We start from the raw sequence: 25388 nt of genomic DNA, 5'->3' as shown, positions 1-25388 counted from the left end.
TTCCATGACTTACTTCACCCAAACCACCAAGGCCCTGGCGTTGATGGCTGCCCTGGCACTGCCGGCCATGGCGTTCGCGGCTGAGCCGGCGATGGAAAAAGACGGGATGTTGACGGATCACAAAGGCATGACGTTGTACACGTTTGCCAAGGACGCGGCCGGCAAGTCGGCCTGCAACGACAAATGCGCGGCCAATTGGCCGCCGCTTATGGCTGACAGCGATGCCAAGTCCATGGGCGAATGGACCGTGATCACCCGTGACGATGGCAAGAAGCAGTGGGCCTACGATGGCAAGCCGCTGTACACCTTCGTCATGGACAAGAAGGCCGGGGATATGACCGGAGACGGCAAAATGGACGGCGCCTGGAAGGTTGCCAAGCCTGACTGACAAAACGCTGTTTGTGGCGAGGGAGCTTGCTCCCGCTGGGCTGCGAAGCGGCCCCCTCTTTTTGGGAGCGCTTCGCACTCCAGCGGGAGCAAGCTCCCTCGCCACGGTTCAATCTGCGCCTCAGCGCAACGCATAATCCAGCACAATCCCCACGAAAATCGCCAACCCAGCCCAGTGGTTGTGCAAGAACGCCTGGAAGCAGCGCATCCGGTCCTTGCCGCGGGTGTACCAGAACTCCCAAGCAAAGCACGCGGCAGCGGCCACCAGGCCCAGGTGGAACCAGCCACCGAGCTTGAACTGTGAGCCGGCCAGCAGCAGGCAACACAGGGCCAGGCCTTGCAGGGTCAGGATGATTACCCGGTCGGCATCGCCGAACAGGATCGCCGTGGACTTCACACCGATCCGCAAGTCATCGTCACGGTCGGTCATCGCGTAGTACGTGTCGTAGCCCACCGTCCACAGCAAGTTGGCGATGTACAGCAGCCACGCCGCCGCCGGCAAATGACCGGTTTCAGCAGTGAACGCCATCGGCATGCCCCAGGAGAATGCCGCGCCCAGCACCACTTGCGGGTAATAGGTGTAGCGCTTCATGAACGGGTAGGTACAGGCCAGCGCCAGCCCGCCGAGAGACAACAGGATGGTCGGCGCATTGGTGCACAGCACCAGCAGGAAACTGACGCTCATCAGCAGGGCGAAGAACACCAGCGCTTCTTTCGAGCTGATCTTGCCGCTCACCAGCGGGCGTTGCTCGGTGCGCTTGACGTGGCCGTCCACCTTGCGGTCGGCCCAGTCATTGATCACGCAGCCACCGGCTCGGGTCAGCACCACGCCGAGGACGAAGATCACGATGTTGGCGAGGGAGGGTGAACCGTTGCCGGCAATCCACAGGGCCCAGAGCGTCGGCCACAGCAGCAGGTAAATGCCGATGGGCTTGTCCATGCGGGTCAGTTGCACGAAGTCCCAGGCCCGGGGGTTCAGGCGGTTCAGGGATTTGAGCAGTTGCAAGTACATCAGTCAGCCTCCGAATAGGCGCGGGCGACGTTCCACAGGCGTGGCAGGAAAATTTCCGCCACCAGCACGCTCAACGCGCCGCGATCGAAGCGCGAACGGCGGCCCCAGAGTTCAGGGGCGCGTACCTCGAGCGGCAGCCACGGCTCGGGATAGTGGCAAACCTCGATGTCGCCGCGCTGGAACGCCTGATCGCAAAACAGCAGCTCCCCCAGGGAGCGGCTGCCCAGTTCATCCATCTGCAACCCGTCGCCCTGCAACGCGCTACGCGCCGCTACACTGCGGGCGAATACCCACGGCTCGCCATGACCGCGCAGGTACACTTCGCGGACCCAGCCTTCGCTGCCTTCCGGCAGGTCCAGGGCGGTGCATTCATCGCTGCGCAACGGCTGCCAACCTTCGAACAGCGGCGTCACGCTGAAGTGGTCGAGCGATAGAGCGGTCAGGCGCCGCGTCAGGGAGCCTTCGTCGAACAGCCAATCGAGTACCCCGGCATCGGGACGCGGTGCCAGCAGGTGCCGGGGCCGCCATTGAAGTGTAGGAAAAAGCGAATTTGTATGCGGCACAGAGGTCTTGAATGGCAGCAAATGAGGCGGCGAGCTTACCATGTCGGTCGAAGGTTTTGCCCGATTCAGCCCGCGTCGTTCCGATCATGCTTGCATCTGTCGCGAACGATCAGTACAAAACGCCCTGAGCCGGAAGGGCAGCTTCATATCGACCCAACCATGCCGGCAAACGCCTGACACCTGAGGAAGTATCTGAATGAAGAAGTGGCAATGTGTCGTCTGCGGCCTGATCTACAACGAAGCCGATGGTTGGCCGGATGATGGCATCGCCGCCGGCACCCGCTGGCAAGACGTCCCGGCAGACTGGCTTTGCCCGGACTGCGGCGTGGGTAAGATGGATTTCGAAATGATCGAAATCGACTGATTGTTTCTCAAAGGGAGAACAGTATGAGCGCACCTGTCGTCATCGTCGGTACGGGGCTAGCCGGGTACAACCTGGCCCGGGAATTTCGCAAACTCGACAGCGAAACCCCGCTGCTGCTGATCACTGCGGACGATGGGCGCTCCTATTCCAAGCCGATGCTCTCCACCGGTTTCGGTAAGAACAAGGATGCCGACGGCCTGAGCATGGCCGAACCTGGGGCCATGGCCGAACAGCTGAGGGCCGAGGTGCGCACCCATACGCGCATCAGCGGCATCGACCCGGGGCACAAACGCCTGTGGATCGGCGAAGAGGCGGTAAGCTACCGCGACCTGATCCTGGCCTGGGGCGCGGAAACCGTGCGAGTGCCGGTGCAGGGCGACGCTGGCGACCTGATCTTTCCCATCAATGACCTGGAAGACTACGCGCGTTTTCGCGCTGCCGCCGCCGGCAAGCGTCGGGTGCTGCTGCTCGGTGCCGGCCTGATCGGCTGCGAATTCGCCAATGACTTGATCCTGGGTGGCTACGAAGTGCAACTGGTGGCGCCTTGTGAGCAGGTGATGCCGACGCTGCTGCACCCGGCCGCCGCCGCAGCGGTGCAGGCCGGCCTGGAAAGCCTCGGTGCGCGTTTCCATCTGGGCCCGGTGCTCAACCGGCTGCAGCGGGTGGCCGACGGGCTGGAGGCGCACCTGTCCGACGGTCAGGTCATTGCCTGCGATCTGGTGGTCTCGGCCATCGGCCTGCGCCCGCGGATCGATCTGGCAGCGGCTGCCGGTCTGGTGGTCAATCGTGGCGTGGTGGTCGACCGTCACCTGAAAACTTCCCACGCCAATATCTACGCGCTGGGCGACTGCGCCGAGGTCGACGGTCTGAATCTGCTGTATGTCATGCCGCTGATGAGCTGCGCCCGTGCCCTGGCCCAGACGCTGGCCGGCAACCCCACGACCGTCAGCTATGGCGCCATGCCGATTACCGTGAAAACCCCAGTCTGCCCGCTGGTGGTCTCGCCGCCGCCCAGGGGCAGCGAAGGTGTGTGGAGCGTCGAAGGGCAGGGCGCCGACATCAAAGCCTTGTGCCGCGACGCCCGAGGCAACCTGCTGGGCTATGCCCTGACGGGGGCGGCCGTGATGGAAAAACTGGCCCTGAACAAGGAGCTTCCGGCCCTGCTGGCGTAAATACTGGTCGTTCTGTCGCAAAAACCCTACTTTTGGTCCCAGAAAGGTCGCCCCGACACTGGCGCCGTTTTCGGCCCCGTGCCATCCTCACTCCCGTCTGCCGCAGAGTAGAGCCTGCGGCGCCTTAGGGGCGGTTCCCATGAGAGCCGTCCAGACATAACAACAAAAAAACCGTCAAAAGGGGCTTCATTCATGCGTAAACCAGAACTCGCCGCCGCCATCGCGGAAAAGGCAGACCTCACCAAAGAACAAGCCAACCGCGTCCTCAACGCCGTTCTCGAAGAAATCACCGGCGCCCTGCATCGCAAGGACAGCGTCACCCTGGTCGGCTTCGGCACTTTCCTGCAACGCCACCGTGGCGCCCGCACCGGTAAGAACCCGCAGACCGGTGAGCCGGTGAAAATCAAGGCCAGCAACACCGTTGCCTTCAAGCCGGGCAAGAATCTGAAGGATCAGGTGAACCCGTAAGCACTGAGTTCGTCGGGACCAGGCTGCAATGGCAACAGAAAGGGCACGCCGATTGGCTCGGGTGCCTTTTTTGCATGCTCGCGAGGCGGCCTGACAGCGGACCTATTCTCCCGGTGCTATCCCGCTCCCATGTGGGAGCGAGCCTGCTCGCGATAAAGCCCGGTCAATCGGTATCGGTGCAATACTGTTCACTTCAAGACATCACCGCCCCGTGGCGAGGTAGCTTGCTCCCGCTGGAGCGCGCAGCGGTCCCAAGCTTCTGGGGCTGCTATGCAGCCCAGCGGGAGCAAGCTCCCTCGCCACGACAAGTGATAAATCTTAAGTGAACGGCATTGCAGTCAATCGGTGGGATCTTTCGGTCCTGCCAATGCCTCCAACGCCGCTCTGCGTTCAGCAGCCGACAACTTCCCAAGCTTTTCCACCGCCTCATAGAACGCCACCCAATCACCGCCCTCACGCCGATACAGCGCCGCAAACGCCGGCACCCACTGGCTATACAGCCCGAACGGCAATAGCCGCGCGTTGTTCAATGGCGCATAAACCCAGGCGTCGAAGTATTTATCGCCCGCCCATTGGCTATCGCGCAGGTGTTCATAGTCGGCCCGCAGGCGCTGGAACTCCTCGGCCTTTCGCTGGCGCATCTGCTCGGCCGGCAATGGTTGGGCGTACAGCTGTTCCAGCCGCTGGCGCGTGTCGAGAACCCGTTGGATAAACTGTTCGCGCTGCTGCATGCGCTTGCCGGTATCCGGCCCCAACCCACGACTGGCGCGCCATTGCCGGGTGCCTTCCTGTTCGACGAAGGTGGCGAAGGACTCATTGAACTGAGTGTCGTCCTTTACATAAACGCGCTGGTGCGCCAGTTCATGAAAAATCAGCGTTGCCAGGCGCTCGTCGCCCCAATGCATCATTGAACTCAGGATCGGGTCGTTGAACCAGCCGAGCGTCGAATAAGCCTCGACCCCGCCGATCGCCACGTCCATGCCTTGCAAACGCTGCAATGCCGCCTCGCCACGGGCCGCGCCCTGGCTGTAGTAGCCGCGATATGCGACGCAGCCGGCAATCGGGAAACAATGGTTTTGCGGTGTCAGCGAGAATTCAGGCGTGGCGAAGACATTCCAGACCACGAACGGACGACCGATGTCCGCGTACAGGCGATAGCTCTTGTTCTCCGGCAGGTGCAACCGGGCGCTGGCGAACGCTCGTGCCTCGCGGGCTTGGGCCAGGTGCTCGCGAAGCTGCGGATCGCGAGTGGGGTCGGCAATCACTTGGTCGATGGGTTCTCGTGCCTGCAGCAACCGCAACTGCCCGCCGACGAGCTGGCCGTAGTAACCGACACTGGCACAACCGTTGAGTAACAAAAGCAAGAGGCCTGGAAACAAAAACCGGAAAACACGGTCGAGTAACCGATGGCTTGAATGCGGCCTGATCAATTGCAATTACCTGGGAAAAAGTCTGCCCACAAGACTATCCCGCCTGCCCGGAGCTTCGCTATGCGCGTGTTGATGCTGACGAGTGGCCTGTTGCTGCTGACCGGTTGCGCCGGTTTGCCTGACCCCGATCCTTCCCAGGCGTGGATTGACCTTGGAAGCCACCAGGACACTGCGTTGCAAGCGCTCAAGGTCGATGACAAGACGTCGCTCGACCGTCGTTATTTCGAGGTACAACCCGGCAGCCATGAGCTGACGGTGCGTTATCAATTCGCTGTGGAACCGGGCAACATCGGTCCGGACGCCGAACCGCTGTGGCGTGATTGTCGCTTGAACGTGAAATTCAAGGATTTCAACGCCGGCCAGCGTTACCAGTTGCATGCGGGCAGTATCGGCTTCCGGCCATGGGCCAAGCTGTACGACCAACAGCGCAATGTCGTGGGGCAAGGCACGCCGGCGGGCTGTCAGCAAAGCTGATCGGCGCTATGCTCAGCCGCTGATTATCCAGGGATGCACTCCATGCGCCTTTACTTGCTGACAATGGCCGCCATCGCGATGGGCGGATGCGCAACGAGCCCGTTGCCCTCGGTCGATCCGGCCATGGCCTGGGTCGATTTTGCGACGCCTACGCCGGGTGGCAAGGTGCTGATGGCGGAAAAACTGGACGGTCAGCGCCTGCGGGACGGACGCTTTTTCCAGGTCTCGCCGGGTAGCCATGAACTGGAAGTGCGCTTCGACTTCGAAGTGTTTGGCGGTGGCGGTTTCGGAGTGCTGACCGAGCCGCAGGAGCGTTTGTGCTACCTGAGCGTGCGATACGATCATTTCGAAGCCGGCCAGCGTTATCGCCTGGAGGCGCGCAACCTGGCGTTCGCCCCTAGCGCCCGGCTCTATGACGCCAAGCGGGAAATCGTCGCCGAGGATCGACAAGTGCGCTGCATTCCCTAGGAGCGTCTAGTTGTCGTTCCTCTGGTAGACGATTTTTTTCGTGCCGTTTTCGCAAGAGCCCACCACCATGTTCTGGTCTTTGACTTCGTTGTTGGTGACTATTTCCAGCGTGTAGGAAGCCACATTCTGAGCCTGGATCTTGGCTTCGATCTCTGCCTTGAGTTCTTCGCACGGTTTAGGTGCCGCCAGGGCTGATGTAGCCAAAGCGCAACTGCCGACCAACAGGGCAAATCGTTTCATGCTCGACGTCCTCAGTGCAGCGCGCACTGCCTGTGCGCTGAAACTGCTGGCCCTCATTCGACCATAGATCTGCGCCGTGATAACAGGTGTAAGGATCGCGGCCTCCAAGAGACTACGATCCTTTCAGTGCCTCAACCCTCCAGCGTCGCTTCCAGGGTGATGTTGGCATTCAACACTTTGGAAACCGGGCAACCCTCCTTGGCCTTTTTGCTCAGTTCTTCGAACTGCTGCTGGCTGGCGCCGGGGATCTTCGCCTTCAGGATCAGTTTCACCGCCGTAATTGCGAACCCGCCATCAACCTGGTCGAGGGTCACTTCGGCGTTGGTGTCGATGCGCTCGGCCTTGAGCCCGGCATCGCCCAGGATCATGGAAAATGCCATGGAGAAACAGCCCGCGTGGGCCGCGCCGATCAGCTCTTCGGGGTTGGTGCCCCGGCCGCCTTCAAAGCGTGCCTTGAAACCGTAGGGCGCTTCGCGCAGGACGCCTGTTTCCGTGGAAATGGAGCCGATTCCGGTCTTCAGATCGCCTTCCCAGTGTGCCGATGCTTTCTTGATGATAGCCATGTCTGCCTCCTCAGGATCCGGCGCGAGGGTTCGCGCCCGGTGTTTTTTGATTGCCAGGATTGTGAGGATAGACGGACTGATAAAGTTCACCCGGTCGATTAGTCGACTAATTTAGTAGGAAAATTCGTTGCCGCTATTGAAACTCGGGTATATGCCCACATTGCATGGAACACACCTATAGAAAACGGCAGGCTTTCGCCCGTAGGAAAGCCCGGAACGCCGTTGGAGATCCCAGCCGATGAAACAGCTGTCCGAAGTGAAGTTCTCGACCCTCGACCTCGTGCCCGTTCGCGCTGACGGCAATGCCGCCCAGTCCCTGCGCAATTCCCTGGACCTGGCGCAGCACGTGGAAAAATACGGCTATACCCGCTTCTGGGTCGCCGAACACCACAACATGGATGGCATCGCCAGTTCCGCGACGGCGGTGCTGCTGGGCTATCTGGCGGGTGGCACTTCGACCATTCGGGTCGGCTCCGGCGGGGTGATGTTGCCCAACCATGCGCCGTTGGTCATCGCCGAACAGTTCGGCACCCTAGAAAGTCTGTTCCCCGGTCGAATCGACCTGGGGTTGGGCCGCGCACCCGGCTCCGACCAGATGACTGCCCGCGCTTTGCGCCGCGAGCGCTCCGGCAGTGCGGACGATTTCCCCGAAGACGTGACTGAGCTGATGCGCTACCTGGGTCCACGCACGCCGGATCAGCGGATTATTGCCATGCCCGGCACTGGAACCAATGTGCCGGTGTGGCTGTTGGGTTCGAGCCTGTTCAGCGCGCAATTGGCCGGTGAGCGCGGTTTACCCTACGCCTTCGCCTCCCATTTCGCTCCACGTTTCATGCATGAGGCGATCCGTGTCTATCGCAATCACTTCAAGCCGTCCGAGGTGCTCGACAAGCCTTACGTCATGCTCGGGGTGCCCCTGGTGGCGGCGGACACGGACGAACAGGCCGACTATCTGGCGACCTCGGTGTATCAGCGGATCCTAGCGTTGATGCGCGGCCAGAGCCTGGTGCAACGGCCACCGGTGGAGTCCATGAACGGCCTGTGGTTGCCCCATGAGAAGGAAGCGGTGGGCGATTTCCTGGGCCTGGCCATGATTGGCGGGCCAGAGAAGATCCGCGCCAGGTTGCAGGTACTGATCGAGCAGACCCAGGCCGACGAGCTGATTTTTACCAGCGACCTGTATGAGCACGCCGACCGCCTACACTCTTATGAGCTGCTGGCGCAGGTCATGAAGGGCTGAATCGGGGGCGCAAAAAAGCCGACGCACTGCGTCGGCTTTGCCGTTTCAAGAATCACTTCTTATAAACGATTTCCTTTGTATCGCCTTCACAGGTGCCGACGACTTTTCCGTCAGCCGCCGCGCCTTTGTCGACGATTTCCAGCGTATAACTTGACACACCCTTGGCATCAAGTTTCGCTGCGATTTCGCTTTTCAACTCTTCGCAAGGCTTGCCGGCCGCAAACGCACTGCCCGCAAGGCTCAGCAAGCCCAGGGCTACCATCAACTTCTTCATCGCTCGCACTCCTTGGTCGGATCAATAAGGCAGGTATGGGTAAATCGTGATGCGCATACCATAGCGCATCGCCATTCCTATGGCACTGCGCCAGCGAGCAAGTTCATCGGCGATCAGCTATTGGCGATCCGGAAGCCGACCTTGATGGTCACCTGGAAATGCGCGGCCCGACCGTTCTCGATGTGTCCACGAGTCTCGGTGACTTCAAACCATTCCAGATGCTTGAGGCTTTTGCTGGCCTCAGCCAAGGCGTTGTTGATGGCGTCTTCGATACTGGTGGGAGACGAGCCGACCAGCTCGACCTTTTTGTACGTGTGATGATCACTCATGGGAAGTCTCCTTGGGTTGTCCTAATCAGCCTAGCAGCGATTGTGTGCCTTACATGTGTCGCCGTTGACGCTTCGAAAGTTCAGATTTACTGCACTTTCAGAAACGGCTGGAGTCCCAACTCACACACGTTCAACCACTGCAGGAGAGCACCACCATGGCTAGCAATTCGTTACGCAAGGCTTCGTTGCAAAGCATGGAAGCGGAGATCGAAAGTCTGCTCAAGTCGTTGGAAAGCCTGAAGGAAGACGCTTCGGACGAGTCGCGCAAGACCCTCAAGTCGCTGAAGGCGAACGCTGAAAACGCGCTGAAGCACTCTCGGCATCTGCTCAGCGATGCGTATGAAGAGGTGAAGGTCAAGACACGTGAAACCGGGCTTGCCACTCGCGATTATGCGCAGGAGCACCCATGGACCACGGCCGGCGTCGCGGTCGGCGCCATCGGTTTGCTGGCTGCCTATCTGTTGTGCAAACGCGGTGACTGAACCGGCTGGCCCAGCTCGTGCCTGAGCCACTGGGCCAATTGGCGAGCGCGCCCGTCCGCGGCGCGCTTGGGTAACCACAGCGCCAGTCGCGCCGGGGTTTCACCGAAGCCCCACGGCGCGACCAGGCGCCCGGCGCGCACGTCCTCGGCCACCAGCGGCTCGGGGGCAATCGCCACGCCCAGCCCCGCTACGGCGGCCTCCAGCAAATAATACAAATGCTCGAATCCCTGGCCGAACTTCAATGCCTGGGGCTCCAGGTCGTTTTGTCGTGCCCAGGTTGGCCAGGCTTGCGGCCGGGATGTGGTATGCAGCAGGGGCTCATCCAGCAACGCGCCGGCGGGTGCGGTCTGTAAACGGGCAAACCCGGCGTAATGCGGGCTCATCACCGGGCCGATTCGCTCGTCGGTCAGTTCATATACTTGCATGTCCGCCGGCCATGGCGGTTCGGCGAATACCAGCAGCGCATCGAGACCCGGTCGCCTTGGGTCCAGATCTCCCTCGCCAGCAGATAAATGCAAGCGCAAGTCGGGTAAGTCGGCGTTGAGCCTGCCTAGCCGAGGAATGAACCAGCGCGCCAGCAGGCTGCCCGAGCAACCCAGCACGAAGGGCGCGTCCGCCGTGCTTTGCGTCAGCTCCGCGCAGACGCTGCGCAATCGCTCGAACGCCTCGGCGCTGGCATCGCGCAGGCGTACGCCCGAATCTGTGAGTTTCAGGCCGCGTCCGTCCTTGACGAACAGGCTGACCCCCAGGTGCTCTTCCAGCACTTTCAGCTGTCGACTGACCGCTCCGTGGGTAACATGCAGCTGTTCGGCCGCCTGGCTTACGCTGTTCAGGCGGGCAGTGGCTTCGAAGGCGCGCAAGGCGTTGAGAGGCGGAAGATCGTGGCGCATTTTATCTGTGAGTTTTCCTGACAGGATGCGGCGATCTTATCGGTTTTCAGTGAAGGATGTCAGGGGTAGAGTGAGCCTCATTGTCTTACTACGCATCTGCCTGGAGCGCCCCGATGACCCAGCCTACGACCCCTTTCAACCTGCGCAGCGGCCCTGACGCCAATGGCCTGTTCGGTGCGTTCGGCGGCCGCTATGTGGCGGAAACGCTGATGCCGCTGATCCTCGACCTGGCCCGTGAATACGAAGTGGCGAAGCAGGATCCGGCATTTATCGAGGAACTGGCGTACTTCCAGCGCGATTACGTCGGTCGTCCGAGCCCGTTGTATTTCGCCGAGCGCCTGACTGAGTACTGCGGCGGCGCCAAGATCTATCTCAAGCGCGAAGAGCTGAACCACACCGGCGCGCACAAGATCAACAACTGCATCGGCCAGATCCTGCTGGCGCGGCGCATGGGCAAGAAGCGCATCATCGCCGAGACCGGCGCCGGTATGCATGGCGTGGCCACTGCCACCGTGGCCGCGCGTTTCGGCCTGGAATGCGTGATCTACATGGGCACTACCGACATCGAGCGCCAGCAGGCGAACGTGTTTCGCATGAAGTTGCTGGGTGCCGAGGTGATTCCGGTGGTCGCCGGCACCGGCACCCTCAAGGACGCCATGAACGAAGCCCTGCGCGACTGGGTGACCAACGTCGACAGCACGTTTTACCTGATCGGCACGGTGGCAGGCCCGCACCCTTATCCGGCCATGGTCCGTGACTTCCAGGCGGTGATCGGCAAGGAAACCCGCGATCAGTTGCAAGCTCAGGAAGGTCGTCTGCCCGATAGCCTGGTGGCGTGCATCGGCGGCGGTTCCAATGCCATGGGCCTGTTCCACCCGTTCCTGGACGACAAGAGTGTCGAGATCATCGGTGTGGAAGCCGCAGGCTATGGCATCGAGACCGGCAAACACGCGGCGAGCCTGAACGGTGGCGTGCCGGGTGTACTGCATGGCAACCGCACGTTCCTGTTGCAGGACGAAGACGGCCAGATCATCGACGCCCATTCGATTTCCGCCGGCCTCGATTATCCCGGTATCGGCCCGGAACACGCCTGGTTGCACGATATCGGTCGCGTCCAGTACACCTCGATCACTGACGCCGAAGCCCTGGATGCCTTCCATAAGTGCTGCCGTCTGGAAGGGATCATTCCTGCGCTGGAAAGCTCCCACGCCTTGGCTGAAGTATTCAAACGCGCACCCAGCCTGCCGAAGGATCACCTGATGGTGGTCAACCTGTCCGGTCGTGGCGACAAAGACATGCAAACCGTGATGCACCACATGGAACAGTCCCAGCAGGAGAAACACTGATGAGCCGCCTGCAAACCCGCTTTGCCGAACTCAAGGAACAGAACCGCGCCGCCCTCGTGACCTTTGTCACCGCTGGCGACCCGAACTACGACACCTCGCTGGCGATCCTCAAAGGCCTGCCGGCGGCCGGTGCCGATGTGATCGAGTTAGGCATGCCCTTCACTGACCCGATGGCCGATGGCCCGGCGATCCAGTTGGCGAATATCCGCGCCTTGGGCGCCCAGCAAAACCTGGCGAAAACCCTGCAGATGGTTCGCGAGTTCCGTGAAGGCAACACCGAAACGCCGCTGGTACTGATGGGCTACTTCAACCCGATCCACCGTTACGGTGTGCAGCGTTTCATTGGCGAGGCGCTGGATTCGGGCGTTGATGGCCTGATCGTGGTCGACATGCCGCCTGAGCACAACAGTGAACTGTGCGAGCCGGCCCAGGCGGCGGGCCTGGACTTCATCCGCCTGACCACGCCGACCACCGACGATGTACGTTTGCCTACCGTGCTCAACGGCAGTTCGGGCTTCGTGTACTACGTCTCGGTGGCTGGGGTCACCGGCGCTGGCGCCGCGACGCTGGAGCATGTGGAAGAAGCCGTGGCGCGCCTGCGTCGCCACACCGATCTGCCGATCAGCATTGGTTTCGGTATTCGCACGCCGGAACAGGCCGCTGCCATTGCGCGGTTGGCGGACGGGGTGGTGGTGGGGTCGGCATTGATCGACCATATCGCCAGCGCAGACACCTCAGAACAGGCTATCGACGGCGTACTGAGCCTCTGCGCCGCGCTGGCCGACGGGGTGCGAAAAGCCCGCGCCTGAATCACGTTGCATAGATAAGAGGTTCAGAACCAGTTTCTGAACCCCTTTTTGCTGTCCTAGGAATGCTTGAGGGTTGCCCTTGTGGCGAGGGAGCTTGCTCCCGCTCGGCTGCGAAGCAGTCGTAGAACCGGGCGACGCGCTCTACCTGAAAAGTCGCATCCGCCTGTTTGGGGCCGCTTCGCCCGAGGCGTCGGACCGTCCCAGCGGGAGCAAGCTCCCTCGCCACAGGGTGCGGCGGCGCTATTAAGGTAGCTCCAGTCCGCCGCCGGCCTTGTGCAGTTTGCGCAGGTGTTCGCCGATCTCTTTGACGTTGGCTTCACTGGCGGCAATTTCAGCGGCGCGACTGGGTTCAAGCAGTGCCCGGACTTCCTTGTCCAGATCGCCGGTCAGGGTTTGCAATTGTTTCTGGCGCAAGCTGCTTTCCGATTCCAGTCGTTGCCACTCGCTGGGTTGCGGCAATCCATATCCACTGCTGCCGAGCAGCTCGGCGGGACGGCTGAGGAAGCCGCTGTTGGCGAGGATTTGCTGCAACGTCGCGTTGGCCCTTTCCATACCGCCGTTCTGCAATTCCCGGGCGCCGAGGTAGCGTTGCTTGACTTCGTCCTGGGCCAGTAACAACTGGCGGCGGTAACTGGCCTGTTCAAGCAGCAGCAACGCTGCGCTGGTACGCAGGTCCGCCTGTTCGAACCAGACGCGGCGTTCGGCGGCGTCCAGGGCCAGCCAGTCTTCCACCGATTCCTGTTTGATGGGCAGGTACTTCTTCAGCACATTGAACATCGCCTGGTACCGCTCGCGGAACGAGTCGAAGCGATAGCCCAGGCGCAAGGCTTCCTTGGGATCGTCCAGCACGCTGGTGTCGGCCAGGCCCCGGCCCTTGAGCACTTCCAGCAAGCCGTTGGGCATGATGCTGTCCAGGCCCTTGAGCTGGGCGTTATTGCTGCCGCTGCGCAGCAGCTTCAGGCTTTCCACCGCACAGTTGTTGGACAGGAAGTAATAGTTGCCGTCGTAGCTCCAGTGCATTTCGGCGGCGTGCTCGACCGTTTCCTCGATCTCGGCGCGCGACAGGTTCAGTGGTACTGAGGCCAGGCTGCGCAGTTCGGTCTTGGTGTATTCATCGATGACTTGGGCCAGCGGCAACACGAACAGGCGCGACGGATATTTGCCGACCAGCCCGTCCCAGCTCGACAACTGCACATCGCCCACGAAAGCGCGATAGGACAGCACCAGGTGCTGGTCCAGGTCCAGTCGGCAGTCCGGACCACGGGGCCGGCCCGGTGCGCAGATCACCAGGCGAAGCATGCTGTGGCCCCAGCGGCTGACCCAATTCTGGTTGGCTTCGGCCAGGAGATAGTCGATGGCATAGACCCGTTCGGGATCGACCTTGCCCAGCGGCGTCCTGGCGAAGTCGTTCCCGGCATTGAGGAAGGCGAACGATTGGGCGCAGGTTTCCTTGGCGGCGGGTGCCCAACCAAAATGTTCCTGGTAATAGCGATACAGTGCAGGCCGGCGGCAGGCGTAGCTGGGGTCCAGGAGAAAGTACTCCATGTTGACCGCGACGAACTCCTTGGGGCTGCTTGTCTCGTAAAGATCCGGACTACGGGCGACCTGGCGGTTGTGCTGCTCGCGCTCCCCGCGACGACCGACGTACTGCGGCCAACCGGCCAGATCCAGCAAGCGTGGATCATCACTGAGGGTAAAGCGACGGTCATTCTGGCCGCGGCATTCATCGGGCAAGCCAATCAGCCCGGAACTGCCATTACGGCGGGTACAACGCTGGATCAGCGCGCGCTCGGGCTCCGGCCAAAGACGCGAGCGATCGTAGATATGGGTGAGTTCATGGAGAACCGTGGCGAGCATTTCCCGCCGTACCGTGCCGTGGGGGCGTTGTGTCTTCTGCGTCGCGGCGCTGCCATCGGTCAGACTGTCGAGCAGATTGCTGTTGAGATCCAGCTGCGACACCAGTGAAGCCTGGCCATAGGCGTTGGCCGGCATCTGGTCGGTCCAGCCGACATCGATGCGCCGGTCCAGGCGCTCGATGAAACGTGGCGGCAATGCTTGCATCGCCTCATCAAGCAAAGCCTGGCTGGCCTGCTGCTGCGCCAGACCCAGGCCTTCGGTGTTGAGGTGCAGTTGCAAACCGGCCTGGGCGCTGTTGCCGACCAGCAGCAACGTCCAGGCCGTCAGCCAGGCGGCAAAGCGCCTCACAATGCGAGGATGGCTTCGGCGAGAACCTGGTCGCTGGCATCACGCGCTTCCGGTACACGGGTGCGCAACGTATCGAAGGCGGCTTCGAGATGAGCGCCACGAATCTCGCCATTGCTGGCGACAAAGCTGGCCGCATCGTCATGGGCTTCGCGGACGATTTTCGAATCACGGATGGATGTGGTGGTATCGGAAGTGAAATCAATCGTGCGCTGGGAAGCGCGAACGATGATGTTACTGGTGGCTACCAGGGTATGGGCCTGGGCCACATCGGCCAATACCAGCAGGCCTAGGGCGGCAGCAATCAGCGGGCTACGCATGGAACGACTCCGAGAAATGAAGATAACTATTGGACGAGAATTGCCTGTGCCAGTTCAAGGTCGCTGGCATGAAGTTTTGGCTGGGTACGCCGCAGGTAATCCAGGGCTGACTCCAGCTGTCCACCTCGCAACTGTCCGTCACTGGCGACGAATGCCGCAGCGTCGTCGCGGGCGGCGACAAGTTTATGATCGAAGGGCGCAGAGGTCACCATGCTCGTTGCATAACCGCTGACGACGACCTGCTGGGTGGACACATCAAAGGCCTGGGCAGGGACAGACCAGCAGGCTGCAAAGAGGAGCGCAATATACAGATAGGAATAGGAACGCATGGGGCTCGACAGTTGATGGCGAGCCGAAAGGCTAGCGCAAACCGCCGGCCCAGAGCCAGCGTTGAAACATCGGAACACCATTTGGCGCCCGATGTTTCATGTGTATCAGATCACCAGGATCGCCTGGGCCAGTTGCGCATCAGTGGCGTTCAGTTGCGGGGCCTGCTGGCGGATGTAATCCAGGGCGCTTTCAAGTTTCACCCCGCGGATTGCCCCTTCGCTCGCTACGAAGCTGGCGGCGTCGTCACGGGCGGCCTGGACGATCTTGTTGTCCCGCAGCGAGGAGGTTGCGTCAGAGGTGGCGTCGGACGTGGCCTTGAGTGCACCGACGATCGAGTCAGTGGTGACGATGAAGCTACTGGCGTTGGATTGGGCGGCAACGGCCAGCAAGGCCACCGCGCTGAGCAGACGAAGACGGGTCATGATGAGACTCCTTGGGTAATGAGGCAAGGCGATACGTGCAGCTGAAGAGGAGCGAATGCTCGGCTCGCTTCGCCACGTTCGCTCGGATATTAAGGCAGATCCGCTCGGATGACAGCTGCGACCTTGAGGGCGCTGCTTCGTCGCGTGGCTAAAACTGTACCTATGAATCGTTGATTTATCGACAACTGTTCTATTCCTGGATAGATCAACGGCTAGTTGCCTCTGAAACGACAAGACCCGTCGCGGTTTCCCGCGACGGGTCTTGTTTGTTCAATTCGTTGCTGGCGGTGGACCCGGTGGGTCAGGGCCAGCGGCGCTGGGTTAGCGCCAGAACGGCTTGCTCAGCTCTTCGTAGCGTTGTGCTTCGCTGATACCGGCGTCGGCCAGCAGGCGCGAATCCAGACGAGCCAGTTGGTGACGGCTGGCGATGCGGCGCTGCCACAACATCAGATTAGCGATAACGCGAAGAGGCAGGGAAGCCTGGTTTTTTTCAGCTTTGTCTTCGAAAAACATCTCGGAACTGAGTGTACGTTCCATGGTTGACATCCTTCCGCTTGTGGCGGGATTAGGTAGTGGTTTAACTGGTGCCCATGATCCTCTCGTTTGGCCAGTCTCTCTAGATACAGTTCAACTGTAATGTGATCGAGCAGTTAACTGTTAAACAGTGGTGTACTGGTCGATATTGGCGCAACTGTACTTGTCTGAACCATAATGGTGCATTTTCTGGCAGATGATCATTATGTGTGGGAGATAACTGTAGGAAAACACCGGTACAGCAGTACAGTTTTTGTCAGTTGGCGTCGTTTGGGAAGAGCGCACAAAACTGTTTCTGCTGTACTGATGGACCAGCTGTATCAGACCGCCAACATCCGCCCGGTCTCTTCAAGGTTCAGGTGCCAGCTTAGTGCGTCGCGAAGGATATGAGGTGTATGTCCGCCCAAGGCGCATGCCGCCTCAAAGTAGTCATTCAGCGCCTGGCGATAGGATGGGTGCACACAATTGTCGATGATTACCCGCGCCCGCTCCCTGGGCGCCAGGCCACGCAGGTCGGCCAGGCCGATCTCGGTAACCAGGATGTCGACGTCGTGCTCGGTGTGGTCCACATGGCTGACCATCGGCACGACGCTGGAGATCGCCCCGCCCTTGGCAATCGACTTCGTTACGAAGATCGCGAGGTGCGCATTGCGCGCGAAATCCCCCGACCCGCCGATGCCATTCATCATCCGCGTGCCACACACGTGTGTGGAGTTGACATTACCGTACAGGTCGAACTCCAGGGCGGTATTGATGCCAATGATGCCCAAGCGGCGGACGACTTCGGGGTGGTTGGAAATTTCCTGCGGGCGCAGGACCAGCTTGTCCTTGTACTTTTCCAGGTTTGTGAAGACGTCGGCATTGCGTCGGCTCGACAACGTGATGGAGCTGCCCGAGGCGAAGCTCAGTTTGCCGGCGTCGATCAAATCAAAGGTAGAGTCCTGCAGGACCTCGGAATACATCGTCAGCTGTTCGAACGGCGAGTCGATCAGCCCGCACATCACGGCATTGGCAATGTTGCCGATCCCGGCTTGTAACGGGCCGAGTTTGTTGGTCATTCGCCCTGCCGCTACCTCCGCTTTGAAGAAGCCGATCAGGTGGTCGGCGATGGCCTGGGTTTCGCTGTCTGGCGGCGTGACGGTCGACGGCGAGTCGCCTTGGTTGGTGATGACGATGGCGGCAATTTTTTCCGGCGGTATCGGTATTGCGGTACTGCCGATACGGTCGTCGACCTTTACCAGGGGAATCGGCGTGCGGGTTGGGCGGTAGGTCGGGATATAGATGTCGTGCAGCCCTTCCAGATTCGGATTGTGGGCCAGGTTGATCTCGACGATTATTTGCCGGGCGAAGATCGCAAAGCTGGCCGAGTTGCCCACCGAGGTGGTCGGCACAATGTGGCCTTGTTCGGTGATGGCCACCGCTTCGATCACTGCAATGTCGGGCAGCTTGAGCTGGCCGTTGCGCAGTTGCTCGACCGTTTCCGAAAGGTGCTGGTCGATGAACATGACCTTGCCCGCGTTGATTGCCTTGCGCAACGTGCTGTCGACCTGGAAGGGCATGCGCCGTGCCAGCACGCCGGCCTCGGTGAGCTCCTTGTCAAGGTCGTTACCCAGGCTCGCGCCGGTCATCAGGCTGATTTGCAGCGGGGTGACCTTGGCGCGTTCGGCCAGTGCGTGGGGCACCGCTTTTGCCTCACCGGCGCGGGTGAACCCGCTCATGCCGACGGTCATGCCATCTTCGATCAACAAAGCGGCTTCGGCAGCGCTCATCACTTTATTCAACAACGAAGGCAGGCGGATACGTTCACGGTACATGGTTTGTTATCTCGGGCTAAAAGCAAGATGCGCAGTCTAGTGAATTCGCGCCGTGCCCGACCCGCTACAAAAGTCGCAATTAAGGCTTCTATTACGGGCGTTTCAGGCAAAACATCATTACCGGATCGGTAACGTTTTGCCTTGATACAAATCAAAACGCCCCGACGAGTCGGGGCGCTATGGTCGACCGGGATTGTTATTCCACCGCCTTGACCATGTCCTCGATCACTTTCTTGGCATCACCGAACACCATCATGGTCTTGTCCAGGTAGAACAGCTCGTTATCCAGGCCGGCATAGCCGCTGGCCATCGAGCGCTTATTGACGATGATGGTCTTGGCCTTGAACGCTTCGAGGATCGGCATGCCGGCAATCGGCGATTTCGGATCGTTCTTCGCCGCCGGGTTGACCACGTCGTTGGCGCCGAGCACCAGCACCACGTCGGCCTGACCAAACTCGGAGTTGATGTCCTCCATCTCGAACACTTGGTCGTAAGGCACTTCGGCCTCGGCCAGCAGCACGTTCATGTGGCCGGGCATGCGTCCGGCTACGGGGTGGATGGCATACTTCACGGTAACGCCGTGGTGAGTCAGTTTCTCGGTCAGTTCTTTCAACGCGTGTTGGGCGCGCGCTACAGCCAAGCCATAACCTGGGACGATGATCACCGTGTCAGCGTTGGTCAGCAGGAAGGTCGCGTCGTCAGCCGAGCCGGATTTCACCGGACGAGCTTCTTGCGCCCCCGCCGGACCACCCGCATCGGCACTGTTGCCGAAGCCACCGAGCAGCACGTTGAAGAACGAGCGGTTCATGGCCTTGCACATGATGTACGACAGAATCGCACCACTGGACCCCACCAGCGAGCCGGCGATGATCAGCATCGAGTTGTTCAGCGAAAAACCGATGCCGGCCGCGGCCCAACCCGAATAGCTGTTGAGCATCGACACCACTACCGGCATGTCGGCACCGCCAATCGGGATGATGATCAACACGCCCAGCACGAACGCCAGGGCCAGCATCAGGGCGAAAGCGCCAAAGTTGCCCGTGGCCATGAACGTCACGCCCAGGCCCAGCGTCGCCAGGCCCAGAATCAGGTTGAGCTTGTGTTGCCCGCCAAACTGTACGGGTGCCCCTTGGAACAGGCGGAACTTGTACTTGCCCGACAATTTGCCGAAAGCGATCACCGAACCGGAGAAGGTGATGGCACCAATGGCCGCGCCGAGGAACAGTTCCAGGCGGTTGCCGGCCGGAATCGAATCGCCCAGTTGCTTGACGATACCCAGGGACTGCGGCTCAACCACCGCAGCGATGGCAATGAACACTGCGGCCAGGCCGATCATGCTGTGCATGAACGCCACCAGTTCCGGCATCTTGGTCATCTCGACGCGTTTGGCCATGATCGAGCCGGCGGTGCCTCCGATCAGCAGGCCGACGATGACATAACCGATGCCCGCAGTGGCAAGCTCGGCACCCAGCTTATAGATGAGGCCAACGGTGGTGAGCACCGCCAGTGCCATGCCGAGCATGCCAAACAGGTTGCCACGACGTGAAGTAGTGGGGTGCGACAGGCCCTTCAGAGCCTGAATGAAGCAGATGGACGCGATCAGGTAGAGCGTCGTTACCAGATTCATGCTCATTACTTGGGCGCCTCTTCTTTTACGGCTTTCGGGGCTTTTTTCTTGAACATCTCGAGCATGCGGCGCGTCACCAGGAAGCCACCGAATACGTTCACCGCGGCCAGGGCCACGGCGAGGGTACCCATGGTTTTGCCCAGTGGCGTCACGGTCAGCGCGGCGGCGAGCATGGCGCCGACGATCACGATGGCCGAGATGGCGTTGGTCACCGCCATCAGCGGTGTGTGCAGTGCAGGCGTTACGTTCCAGACCACGTGGTAACCGACATAAATCGCCAGCACGAAGATGATCAGGTTGTAGATACCGGGGGAGATGAGCTCTTCCATTGTCTGAATCCCTGCTTAGGCGTTTTTGCGGATGACCTGGCCGTCGCGGCACATCAGGCACGCGGCGACGATGTCGTCTTCCAGGTTCACGTCGAACTGACCTTCCTTGGTGAAGACCAGCTTCAGGAAGTCCAGCAGGTTGCGGGCATACAGCGCCGAAGCGTCGGCGGCGACTTCACCGGCCAGGTTGGTCGGGCCGACGATGGTCACGCCGTTCTCCACGACCACTTGATCGGCCACGGTCAGCGGGCAGTTGCCGCCCTGGGCAGCGGCGAGGTCGATGACCACCGAACCCGGCTTCATCTGCGCGACGGTCTCGGCGCTCAGCAAGGTCGGTGCCTTGCGGCCCGGAATCAACGCAGTGGTGATGACAATGTCCGCCTGTTTGGCGCGTTCGTGCACGGCCTGGGCCTGGCGCTGCATCCAGCTGGCAGGCATCGGCCGGGCGTAACCGCCGACACCGACGGCGCATTCGCGCTCTTCATCGGTTTCGTAGGGCACATCGACGAACTTGGCGCCGAGGGATTCGATTTGTTCCTTCACTGCCGGACGCACATCCGAAGCCTCGATCACCGCCCCCAGTCGCTTGGCCGTCGCAATCGCCTGCAACCCGGCCACACCAGCGCCGAGGATCAGCACCCGTGCCGCTTTCACAGTGCCTGCGGCAGTCATCAGCATCGGCATGAAACGTGGGTAGTAGTGCGCTGCCAACAGGACAGCTTTGTAGCCGGCGATGTTCGCTTGGGACGACAGCACGTCCAGGCTCTGGGCACGCGAGGTCCGAGGTGCGGCCTCGAGAGCGAACGCGGTAATTCCGTGTTCGGCCAGCTTGGCGATGGTTTCGTTATTGAACGGGTTGAGCATGCCCACCAGGACTGTGCCGCGCTTGACCAGCGTCAGTTCGCTGTCGTTGGGGGCGATCACCTTGAGAATCAGCTCGGCACCGAACGCATCATTGGCACTGCCAATAGTTGCGCCCGCTGCTTCATAAGCACTGTCGGTGACGCTCGCCTTGAGACCGGCGCCGCTTTGAACAGTGACTTTATGGCCTTGGCCGATCAGCTTCTTGATGGTTTCCGGGGTAGCAGCAACCCTTGTTTCACCCATCTGGGTTTCGAGAGGAACACCAATGTGCACGTCAAATCTCCTGCGTGATCTTATTGAGTAAACCCAGGCACTTCGGATGGTGCGGCTGGGGCGGCCGATCAGCACGATCCCGCCGAATCAGACGGGGCGCGGCATTTTGCAGGCGAAAATCCAGCCCTTCAAGGGATTATGACTGGTGACGAAAAATTAACTACAAGTCACCCTGTGACCGAATGTCGCAACACTAGCCTACGAGCCCTTGCAGGCCTTGTCTTCCAAGGGTTTCGTATGCAATTCGATAAAGCTTCCCATCGGCGTAATGAATAAGCCGCTATGACTCGGGTGATATGGCGCAAAGCCACGTATTTGAACGCTTGTGAGACTACGGTACTAATTTTTTAACAGATTGACTGTAAGCGACAAAAACTTATATCTGTAGCGCTTTTGATTAGCTTACTACCAGAGTCGGTTATACAAATTTCCTTATGAATCAAGATCATAAGTGCTTGCTTGCTGAATCAGCCAGTCGCGAAAAGCGCGAAGCGACGCAGATTCGACTTTGCGCTCAGGAATCATCAGGTAGTAAGCCTTGATGCTCGACAGCGCCTTGCGGTTAGCGATGACCAGTCTTTTTTCCGCCAGTTCACGTTGGATCAGGAAGGGCGGTATCAGAGCAACCCCCATGTCATGCATCGCTGCTTGGGCGAGCATGGAGAATAGTTCATAACGAGGGCCTGTCAGGTCGTGCGCGATGTTCAGGTTCTGCGAGCTGAACCATTGGCGCCAGGCATAAGGGCGGGTGGTTTGTTGAAGCAGCGGCATCTCGGCAATGGCCTGCGCCGTCAGGCTTTCGTGTTCACCCAATAAGGAAGGGCTGCAAACCGGCATCGGATTTTCGCCCATCAGTTTGTGGGATTCGGTCCCGGACCAATCTGCATCGCCAAAATAGATAGCGGCATCAAACTCTGTGTCCGCGAAAAGAAAGGGACGTGTGCGGTTGGTCAGGTTGACCGTAACTTCTGGATGTTGAAGTTGGAAATCCTTGAGACGGGGCAGCAGCCATTGAGTGCCGAACGTCGGAACCACGGCCAGTTCGATCACATTCGCGCCGGTATGACCCATGACTGAAAGCGTGTCGCGTTCTACGGCGTCCAGTTGGGCCGCGACGCGACGGCTGTAGGAAAGGCCTGCTTCGGTCAACTTGACGCCACGTCTTGAGCGTCGGAAAAGCTCGACGCTCAAGAAGTCTTCCAGGCTGGCGATCTGTCGGCAGATGGCGCCTTGGGTCAGGGAAAGCTCTTGCGCGGCCTTGGTGAAACTTTCATGCCGGGCTGCGGCCTCGAAACTGATCAGCGCGGCGGTACTGGGAATTTTACGACGCATGTACATCTACCTCACTCATTGGCGGCGTGAGAGCGGGCCATAGCGGCTACGGAGTGAGAAATTAGCACAAGAGTATGCGGAATCCTCGTTTGCCCTTGTAGGAAACGGCGCCTAGGATCAATTCACGAATTTCATTTGATTGGCGAGGACTCTTTCATGGCCGGTAAAGCAAGCTTCAACTGGATCGATCCATTGTTGCTGGATCAGCAGCTCACCGAAGAAGAACGCATGATTCGCGATAGTGCCGAGCAATTCGCCCAACAGAAGCTTGCGCCAAGGGTGCTGGAAGCGTTCCGTCATGAAAAAACCGACCCGGCGATTTTCCGCGAAATGGGCGAGGTTGGTCTTTTGGGCGCAACCATTCCCGAGCAGTACGGCGGCAGTGGACTCAACTACGTCAGCTACGGCCTGATCGCCCGTGAGGTGGAGCGCGTCGATTCCGGCTACCGTTCGATGATGAGTGTGCAGTCGTCCCTGGTCATGGTGCCGATCAACGAGTTCGGTACCGAGGCGCAAAAGCAGAAATATCTACCGAAGTTGGCGTCTGGTGAATGGATCGGCTGCTTTGGTCTGACCGAGCCTAACCATGGGTCTGACCCAGGCGCGATGATTACCCGTGCGCGCAAAGTGGAAGGCGGCTACAGCCTGACGGGTAGCAAGATGTGGATCACCAACAGTCCGATTGCCGATGTCTTTGTTGTCTGGGGTAAGGACGATGCCGGTGATATCCGTGGCTTCGTTCTCGAGAAAGGCTGGAAAGGGCTGAGCGCGCCGGCCATCCATGGCAAGGTCGGGCTGCGGGCGTCCATCACAGGTGAGATCGTCATGGACAATGTGTTCGTGCCGGAAGAAAACATCTTCCCGGACGTGCGCGGGCTGAAAGGGCCGTTTACGTGTCTGAACTCGGCGCGCTACGGAATCTCCTGGGGCGCCTTGGGGGCTGCCGAATTCTGTTGGCATACCGCTCGGCAGTACACCTTGGATCGTCAGCAGTTCGGTCGTCCCCTGGCGGCCAATCAATTGATCCAGAAGAAGCTGGCCGACATGCAGACTGAAATCACTCTCGCCTTGCAGGGATGCTTGCGCCTGGGTCGCATGAAGGATGAGGGCTCGGCCGCGGTTGAGATCACCTCGATCATGAAGCGCAATTCCTGCGGCAAGTCATTGGATATCGCGCGTATGGCGCGGGACATGCTGGGCGGCAATGGTATCTCCGATGAGTTTGGCATTGCTCGCCACTTGGTGAACCTGGAAGTCGTGAACACCTACGAAGGCACGCATGATGTTCATGCATTGATCCTGGGGCGTGCGCAAACCGGTATCCAGGCGTTCTATTGATAGGAGAACGCTCATGGGCGCGCTTTCGCATTTGCGGGTATTGGACTTATCGAGAGTATTGGCAGGGCCGTGGGCCGGGCAGATCCTGGCGGACCTGGGAGCCGAGGTCATTAAGGTCGAGCGGCCCGGCAATGGTGACGATACGCGTGCCTGGGGTCCTCCCTTCCTCAAGGACGGTCGCGGCGAGAATACGACCGAGGCGGCCTATTACCTTTCGGCCAATCGCAACAAGCAGTCGGTGACCATCGATTTCACGCGTCCGGAGGGGCAGCGGCTGGTGCGGGAGCTTGCGGCGAAATCCGACATCCTGATCGAAAACTTCAAGGTGGGCGGTTTGGCTGCCTATGGCCTGGACTATCCATCCCTGAAGGCGATCAATCCTCGACTGATTTATTGTTCGATCACCGGCTTTGGGCAGACCGGCCCGTATGCCAAGCGCGCCGGGTATGACTTCATGATTCAGGGGCTTGGGGGCTTGATGAGCCTCACCGGCCGGCCCGAAGGCGATGAAGGCGCGGGGCCGGTCAAAGTTGGGGTCGCGCTGACGGATATTCTTACCGGTTTGTACTCGACCGTTGCCATTTTGGCCGCGCTGGCCCATCGCGATCACGCCGGCGGTGGGCAGCACATTGATATGGCATTGCTGGACGTCCAAGTGGCATGCCTGGCCAACCAGGCAATGAATTACCTGACCACCGGCAATGCGCCGAAGCGGTTGGGCAATGCTCATCCGAATATCGTGCCTTATCAGGATTTTCCTACGGCGGACGGTGATTTCATTCTGACAGTTGGGAATGACGGCCAATTTCGAAAATTCGCTGAGGTCGCCGGTCAGCCTCAGTGGGCTGACGATCCTCGTTTTGCCACGAACAAGGCGCGAGTGGCGAACCGGGGAGTGTTGATCCCGTTGATTCGCCAAGTGACTGTATTCAAGACCACCGCCGAATGGGTGGCTCAGTTGGAGCAGGCAGGTGTCCCGTGTGGGCCGATCAATGACTTGGCCCAGATGTTCGCCGATCCTCAAGTTCAATCACGCGGACTGGCGATAGAGCTGCCTCACGCGCTCGCCGGAAAAGTCCCGCAGGTGGCGAGTCCGATTCGCCTGTCGGAGACACCGGTGGAATATCGCAACGCGCCTCCCTTATTAGGCGAGCATACGCAGGAGGTGCTCCAGCGAGTGTTGAATATGGATGAAGTTGCAGTGACCAGCCTTAGAGAGGCGGGGGTTTTGTAGTCCGCTGCTGTAGGTGAGCTGAAGTGAGTGAACAGCGATTTGACTGGGTTTGCGCAACGTATTGATAAAAAACGAATTTAAGGGTTGACGGCAGATTTCAGGTGTCTATAATTCGCCCCACTTCCGGCGCAGTCGAAACGGAAAACTCCTTGAAATTCAATGAGTTATTCGATTTTAGATAGCGGCCTGCTTCGGTTCACCGAAGCCTGGAAGGAGTCGATGGGGCAAGGTGGTAGCGCCCGGTTGACGGTTCGATCC

General features: G+C 60.0%; 30 protein-coding genes. 12 read left to right on the top strand and 18 right to left on the bottom strand.

The features are described 5' to 3' along the window. Positions 1–4 precede the first annotated feature (4 nt). On the top strand, positions 5–388 hold the full coding sequence (locus tag ACLEJQ_RS23370; protein ID WP_440798894.1) for a COG4315 family predicted lipoprotein: 384 nt from the start codon (positions 5–7) through the stop codon (positions 386–388). Positions 389–508: 120 nt separating this feature from the next. On the opposite strand, the gene ubiA is transcribed toward ACLEJQ_RS23370, so the two are convergent. Next, positions 509–1399, bottom strand: coding sequence for a 4-hydroxybenzoate octaprenyltransferase (gene ubiA / locus ACLEJQ_RS23365; protein ID WP_440798892.1), 891 nt, complete (start codon positions 1397–1399; stop codon positions 509–511). Further along, positions 1399–1962 carry a chorismate--pyruvate lyase family protein gene (locus ACLEJQ_RS23360; protein ID WP_440798890.1) on the bottom strand — a complete coding sequence of 188 codons (564 nt, stop codon included), beginning with the start codon at positions 1960–1962 and terminating at the stop codon, positions 1399–1401. Before ACLEJQ_RS23360 ends, ubiA begins: the two co-directional genes overlap by 1 nt. 196 nt (positions 1963–2158) lie before the next feature. Here ACLEJQ_RS23360 and ACLEJQ_RS23355 point away from each other — a divergent pair, with 196 nt between their 5' ends. The 3 genes from ACLEJQ_RS23355 (at position 2159) to ACLEJQ_RS23345 (ending at position 3966) form a co-directional block, all read left to right on the top strand. After that, positions 2159–2326 carry a rubredoxin gene (locus ACLEJQ_RS23355; protein ID WP_440798888.1) on the top strand — a complete coding sequence of 56 codons (168 nt, stop codon included), beginning with the start codon at positions 2159–2161 and terminating at the stop codon, positions 2324–2326. A gap of 23 nt (positions 2327–2349) precedes the next feature. Continuing rightward, positions 2350–3498: an NAD(P)/FAD-dependent oxidoreductase gene (locus ACLEJQ_RS23350; RefSeq protein ID WP_440798886.1), complete on the top strand. Its 1149-nt coding sequence runs from the start codon at positions 2350–2352 to the stop codon at positions 3496–3498. A 192-nt stretch (positions 3499–3690) separates the two neighbouring features. Then, entirely contained in the window at positions 3691–3966 is a 276-nt protein-coding gene (locus tag ACLEJQ_RS23345) for an HU family DNA-binding protein (RefSeq protein ID WP_440798884.1), read from the top strand. A 338-nt stretch (positions 3967–4304) separates the two neighbouring features. Here ACLEJQ_RS23345 and ACLEJQ_RS23340 read toward each other — a convergent pair whose 3' ends face one another. Further along, positions 4305–5396 carry an aminopeptidase gene (locus tag ACLEJQ_RS23340; protein WP_440798882.1) on the bottom strand — a complete coding sequence of 364 codons (1092 nt, stop codon included), beginning with the start codon at positions 5394–5396 and terminating at the stop codon, positions 4305–4307. Between the two features lie 60 nt (positions 5397–5456). On the opposite strand from ACLEJQ_RS23340, the gene ACLEJQ_RS23335 reads away from it, so the two are divergent. Further along, positions 5457–5870 carry a PA0061/PA0062 family lipoprotein gene (locus ACLEJQ_RS23335; RefSeq protein ID WP_440798880.1) on the top strand — a complete coding sequence of 138 codons (414 nt, stop codon included), beginning with the start codon at positions 5457–5459 and terminating at the stop codon, positions 5868–5870. A 42-nt stretch (positions 5871–5912) separates the two neighbouring features. Continuing rightward, a complete protein-coding gene (locus ACLEJQ_RS23330; RefSeq protein ID WP_440798878.1) occupies positions 5913–6338 on the top strand; it encodes a PA0061/PA0062 family lipoprotein in 426 nt (141 codons plus the stop codon). A gap of 6 nt (positions 6339–6344) precedes the next feature. Here the strand turns inward: ACLEJQ_RS23330 and ACLEJQ_RS23325 are convergent, their stop codons facing one another. Next, positions 6345–6578, bottom strand: a complete 234-nt coding sequence (locus ACLEJQ_RS23325; RefSeq protein WP_440798876.1) for a DUF1161 domain-containing protein — start codon at positions 6576–6578, stop codon at positions 6345–6347. A gap of 131 nt (positions 6579–6709) precedes the next feature. Continuing rightward, positions 6710–7141 (bottom strand): OsmC family protein, encoded by a 432-nt coding sequence (locus ACLEJQ_RS23320; RefSeq protein WP_440798874.1) that lies wholly within the window; start codon positions 7139–7141, stop codon positions 6710–6712. Between the two features lie 238 nt (positions 7142–7379). Here ACLEJQ_RS23320 and ACLEJQ_RS23315 point away from each other — a divergent pair, with 238 nt between their 5' ends. Continuing rightward, entirely contained in the window at positions 7380–8381 is a 1002-nt protein-coding gene (locus tag ACLEJQ_RS23315; protein WP_440798872.1) for an LLM class flavin-dependent oxidoreductase, read from the top strand. Positions 8382–8433: 52 nt separating this feature from the next. On the opposite strand, the gene ACLEJQ_RS23310 is transcribed toward ACLEJQ_RS23315, so the two are convergent. Together ACLEJQ_RS23310 and ACLEJQ_RS23305 are read right to left on the bottom strand one after the other, a co-directional pair. After that, positions 8434–8655 carry a DUF1161 domain-containing protein gene (locus ACLEJQ_RS23310; protein ID WP_440798870.1) on the bottom strand — a complete coding sequence of 74 codons (222 nt, stop codon included), beginning with the start codon at positions 8653–8655 and terminating at the stop codon, positions 8434–8436. Between the two features lie 113 nt (positions 8656–8768). After that, positions 8769–8984: a dodecin gene (locus ACLEJQ_RS23305; RefSeq protein ID WP_003177209.1), complete on the bottom strand. Its 216-nt coding sequence runs from the start codon at positions 8982–8984 to the stop codon at positions 8769–8771. A gap of 155 nt (positions 8985–9139) precedes the next feature. Here ACLEJQ_RS23305 and ACLEJQ_RS23300 point away from each other — a divergent pair, with 155 nt between their 5' ends. Then, positions 9140–9466 (top strand): DUF883 family protein, encoded by a 327-nt coding sequence (locus tag ACLEJQ_RS23300; RefSeq protein WP_440798868.1) that lies wholly within the window; start codon positions 9140–9142, stop codon positions 9464–9466. Here the strand turns inward: ACLEJQ_RS23300 and ACLEJQ_RS23295 are convergent. Next, positions 9439–10356 carry a LysR family transcriptional regulator gene (locus ACLEJQ_RS23295; RefSeq protein ID WP_440798866.1) on the bottom strand — a complete coding sequence of 306 codons (918 nt, stop codon included), beginning with the start codon at positions 10354–10356 and terminating at the stop codon, positions 9439–9441. The genes ACLEJQ_RS23300 and ACLEJQ_RS23295 overlap by 28 nt on opposite strands. A 113-nt stretch (positions 10357–10469) precedes the next feature. Between ACLEJQ_RS23295 and trpB the strand changes: the two genes are divergently transcribed. Together trpB and trpA are read left to right on the top strand one after the other, a co-directional pair. Next, a complete protein-coding gene (trpB, locus tag ACLEJQ_RS23290; protein ID WP_440798864.1) occupies positions 10470–11702 on the top strand; it encodes a tryptophan synthase subunit beta in 1233 nt (410 codons plus the stop codon). Continuing rightward, on the top strand, positions 11702–12511 hold the full coding sequence (gene trpA, locus ACLEJQ_RS23285) for a tryptophan synthase subunit alpha (protein WP_440798862.1): 810 nt from the start codon (positions 11702–11704) through the stop codon (positions 12509–12511). Before trpB ends, trpA begins: the two co-directional genes overlap by 1 nt. A 243-nt stretch (positions 12512–12754) precedes the next feature. Here the strand turns inward: trpA and ACLEJQ_RS23280 are convergent, their stop codons facing one another. The 10 genes from ACLEJQ_RS23280 to ACLEJQ_RS23235 form a co-directional block, all read right to left on the bottom strand. Then, positions 12755–14716, bottom strand: coding sequence for a DUF7844 domain-containing protein (locus tag ACLEJQ_RS23280; RefSeq protein WP_440798860.1), 1962 nt, complete (start codon positions 14714–14716; stop codon positions 12755–12757). Beyond that, the gene (locus ACLEJQ_RS23275) at positions 14713–15033 is read right to left on the bottom strand and encodes a DUF2388 domain-containing protein (RefSeq protein WP_003187020.1); all 321 of its coding nucleotides are present in this window, start codon (positions 15031–15033) and stop codon (positions 14713–14715) included. The genes ACLEJQ_RS23280 and ACLEJQ_RS23275 overlap by 4 nt, the downstream gene beginning before the upstream one ends. A gap of 26 nt (positions 15034–15059) precedes the next feature. After that, a complete protein-coding gene (locus tag ACLEJQ_RS23270) occupies positions 15060–15362 on the bottom strand; it encodes a DUF2388 domain-containing protein (protein ID WP_440798858.1) in 303 nt (100 codons plus the stop codon). 105 nt (positions 15363–15467) lie between these two features. Further along, the gene (locus tag ACLEJQ_RS23265) at positions 15468–15785 is read right to left on the bottom strand and encodes a DUF2388 domain-containing protein (RefSeq protein ID WP_440798856.1); all 318 of its coding nucleotides are present in this window, start codon (positions 15783–15785) and stop codon (positions 15468–15470) included. A gap of 321 nt (positions 15786–16106) precedes the next feature. After that, positions 16107–16322 carry a DUF1127 domain-containing protein gene (locus ACLEJQ_RS23260; RefSeq protein WP_440798854.1) on the bottom strand — a complete coding sequence of 72 codons (216 nt, stop codon included), beginning with the start codon at positions 16320–16322 and terminating at the stop codon, positions 16107–16109. A gap of 317 nt (positions 16323–16639) precedes the next feature. After that, positions 16640–18133, bottom strand: a complete 1494-nt coding sequence (locus tag ACLEJQ_RS23255; protein WP_440798852.1) for an acetyl-CoA hydrolase/transferase family protein — start codon at positions 18131–18133, stop codon at positions 16640–16642. Between the two features lie 196 nt (positions 18134–18329). Beyond that, entirely contained in the window at positions 18330–19766 is a 1437-nt protein-coding gene (locus ACLEJQ_RS23250) for an NAD(P)(+) transhydrogenase (Re/Si-specific) subunit beta (protein WP_440798850.1), read from the bottom strand. After that, entirely contained in the window at positions 19766–20089 is a 324-nt protein-coding gene (locus ACLEJQ_RS23245; RefSeq protein ID WP_003187010.1) for an NAD(P) transhydrogenase subunit alpha, read from the bottom strand. The genes ACLEJQ_RS23250 and ACLEJQ_RS23245 overlap by 1 nt, the downstream gene beginning before the upstream one ends. A 15-nt stretch (positions 20090–20104) precedes the next feature. Then, positions 20105–21226: a Re/Si-specific NAD(P)(+) transhydrogenase subunit alpha gene (locus ACLEJQ_RS23240; RefSeq protein ID WP_440798847.1), complete on the bottom strand. Its 1122-nt coding sequence runs from the start codon at positions 21224–21226 to the stop codon at positions 20105–20107. Between the two features lie 432 nt (positions 21227–21658). Then, complete coding sequence (locus tag ACLEJQ_RS23235; protein WP_440798845.1) at positions 21659–22558, bottom strand: LysR family transcriptional regulator; 900 nt, start codon at positions 22556–22558, stop codon at positions 21659–21661. A gap of 156 nt (positions 22559–22714) precedes the next feature. Here ACLEJQ_RS23235 and ACLEJQ_RS23230 point away from each other — a divergent pair, with 156 nt between their 5' ends. Together ACLEJQ_RS23230 and ACLEJQ_RS23225 are read left to right on the top strand one after the other, a co-directional pair. After that, on the top strand, positions 22715–23896 hold the full coding sequence (locus ACLEJQ_RS23230) for an acyl-CoA dehydrogenase (protein WP_440798843.1): 1182 nt from the start codon (positions 22715–22717) through the stop codon (positions 23894–23896). 13 nt (positions 23897–23909) lie between these two features. Next, complete coding sequence (locus ACLEJQ_RS23225; protein WP_440798842.1) at positions 23910–25130, top strand: CaiB/BaiF CoA transferase family protein; 1221 nt, start codon at positions 23910–23912, stop codon at positions 25128–25130. Positions 25131–25388: the final 258 nt, after the last annotated feature.

The sequence above is a fragment of the Pseudomonas sp. SMV71 genome (assembly GCF_052042015.1).
Taxonomy (GTDB): Bacteria; Pseudomonadota; Gammaproteobacteria; order Pseudomonadales; family Pseudomonadaceae; genus Aquipseudomonas.
The sequence above is the reverse complement of the archived record's forward strand: the minus strand, read 5'-3'. Positions and strand labels throughout refer to the sequence as shown.

Coding starts and splice junctions, on each gene's coding strand:
- ACLEJQ_RS23370 (WP_440798894.1), top strand. CDS start 5: ATGACTTACTTCACCCAAACCACCAAGGCCCTGGCGTTGATGGCTGCC.
- ubiA (WP_440798892.1), bottom strand. CDS start 1,399: ATGTACTTGCAACTGCTCAAATCCCTGAACCGCCTGAACCCCCGGGCC.
- ACLEJQ_RS23355 (WP_440798888.1), top strand. CDS start 2,159: ATGAAGAAGTGGCAATGTGTCGTCTGCGGCCTGATCTACAACGAAGCC.
- ACLEJQ_RS23350 (WP_440798886.1), top strand. CDS start 2,350: ATGAGCGCACCTGTCGTCATCGTCGGTACGGGGCTAGCCGGGTACAAC.
- ACLEJQ_RS23345 (WP_440798884.1), top strand. CDS start 3,691: ATGCGTAAACCAGAACTCGCCGCCGCCATCGCGGAAAAGGCAGACCTC.
- ACLEJQ_RS23335 (WP_440798880.1), top strand. CDS start 5,457: ATGCGCGTGTTGATGCTGACGAGTGGCCTGTTGCTGCTGACCGGTTGC.
- ACLEJQ_RS23330 (WP_440798878.1), top strand. CDS start 5,913: ATGCGCCTTTACTTGCTGACAATGGCCGCCATCGCGATGGGCGGATGC.
- ACLEJQ_RS23325 (WP_440798876.1), bottom strand. CDS start 6,578: ATGAAACGATTTGCCCTGTTGGTCGGCAGTTGCGCTTTGGCTACATCA.
- ACLEJQ_RS23320 (WP_440798874.1), bottom strand. CDS start 7,141: ATGGCTATCATCAAGAAAGCATCGGCACACTGGGAAGGCGATCTGAAG.
- ACLEJQ_RS23315 (WP_440798872.1), top strand. CDS start 7,380: ATGAAACAGCTGTCCGAAGTGAAGTTCTCGACCCTCGACCTCGTGCCC.
- ACLEJQ_RS23310 (WP_440798870.1), bottom strand. CDS start 8,655: ATGAAGAAGTTGATGGTAGCCCTGGGCTTGCTGAGCCTTGCGGGCAGT.
- ACLEJQ_RS23305 (WP_003177209.1), bottom strand. CDS start 8,984: ATGAGTGATCATCACACGTACAAAAAGGTCGAGCTGGTCGGCTCGTCT.
- ACLEJQ_RS23300 (WP_440798868.1), top strand. CDS start 9,140: ATGGCTAGCAATTCGTTACGCAAGGCTTCGTTGCAAAGCATGGAAGCG.
- ACLEJQ_RS23295 (WP_440798866.1), bottom strand. CDS start 10,356: ATGCGCCACGATCTTCCGCCTCTCAACGCCTTGCGCGCCTTCGAAGCC.
- trpB (WP_440798864.1), top strand. CDS start 10,470: ATGACCCAGCCTACGACCCCTTTCAACCTGCGCAGCGGCCCTGACGCC.
- trpA (WP_440798862.1), top strand. CDS start 11,702: ATGAGCCGCCTGCAAACCCGCTTTGCCGAACTCAAGGAACAGAACCGC.
- ACLEJQ_RS23275 (WP_003187020.1), bottom strand. CDS start 15,033: ATGCGTAGCCCGCTGATTGCTGCCGCCCTAGGCCTGCTGGTATTGGCC.
- ACLEJQ_RS23270 (WP_440798858.1), bottom strand. CDS start 15,362: ATGCGTTCCTATTCCTATCTGTATATTGCGCTCCTCTTTGCAGCCTGC.
- ACLEJQ_RS23265 (WP_440798856.1), bottom strand. CDS start 15,785: ATGACCCGTCTTCGTCTGCTCAGCGCGGTGGCCTTGCTGGCCGTTGCC.
- ACLEJQ_RS23260 (WP_440798854.1), bottom strand. CDS start 16,322: ATGGAACGTACACTCAGTTCCGAGATGTTTTTCGAAGACAAAGCTGAA.
- ACLEJQ_RS23255 (WP_440798852.1), bottom strand. CDS start 18,133: ATGTACCGTGAACGTATCCGCCTGCCTTCGTTGTTGAATAAAGTGATG.
- ACLEJQ_RS23250 (WP_440798850.1), bottom strand. CDS start 19,766: ATGAGCATGAATCTGGTAACGACGCTCTACCTGATCGCGTCCATCTGC.
- ACLEJQ_RS23245 (WP_003187010.1), bottom strand. CDS start 20,089: ATGGAAGAGCTCATCTCCCCCGGTATCTACAACCTGATCATCTTCGTG.
- ACLEJQ_RS23235 (WP_440798845.1), bottom strand. CDS start 22,558: ATGCGTCGTAAAATTCCCAGTACCGCCGCGCTGATCAGTTTCGAGGCC.
- ACLEJQ_RS23230 (WP_440798843.1), top strand. CDS start 22,715: ATGGCCGGTAAAGCAAGCTTCAACTGGATCGATCCATTGTTGCTGGAT.
- ACLEJQ_RS23225 (WP_440798842.1), top strand. CDS start 23,910: ATGGGCGCGCTTTCGCATTTGCGGGTATTGGACTTATCGAGAGTATTG.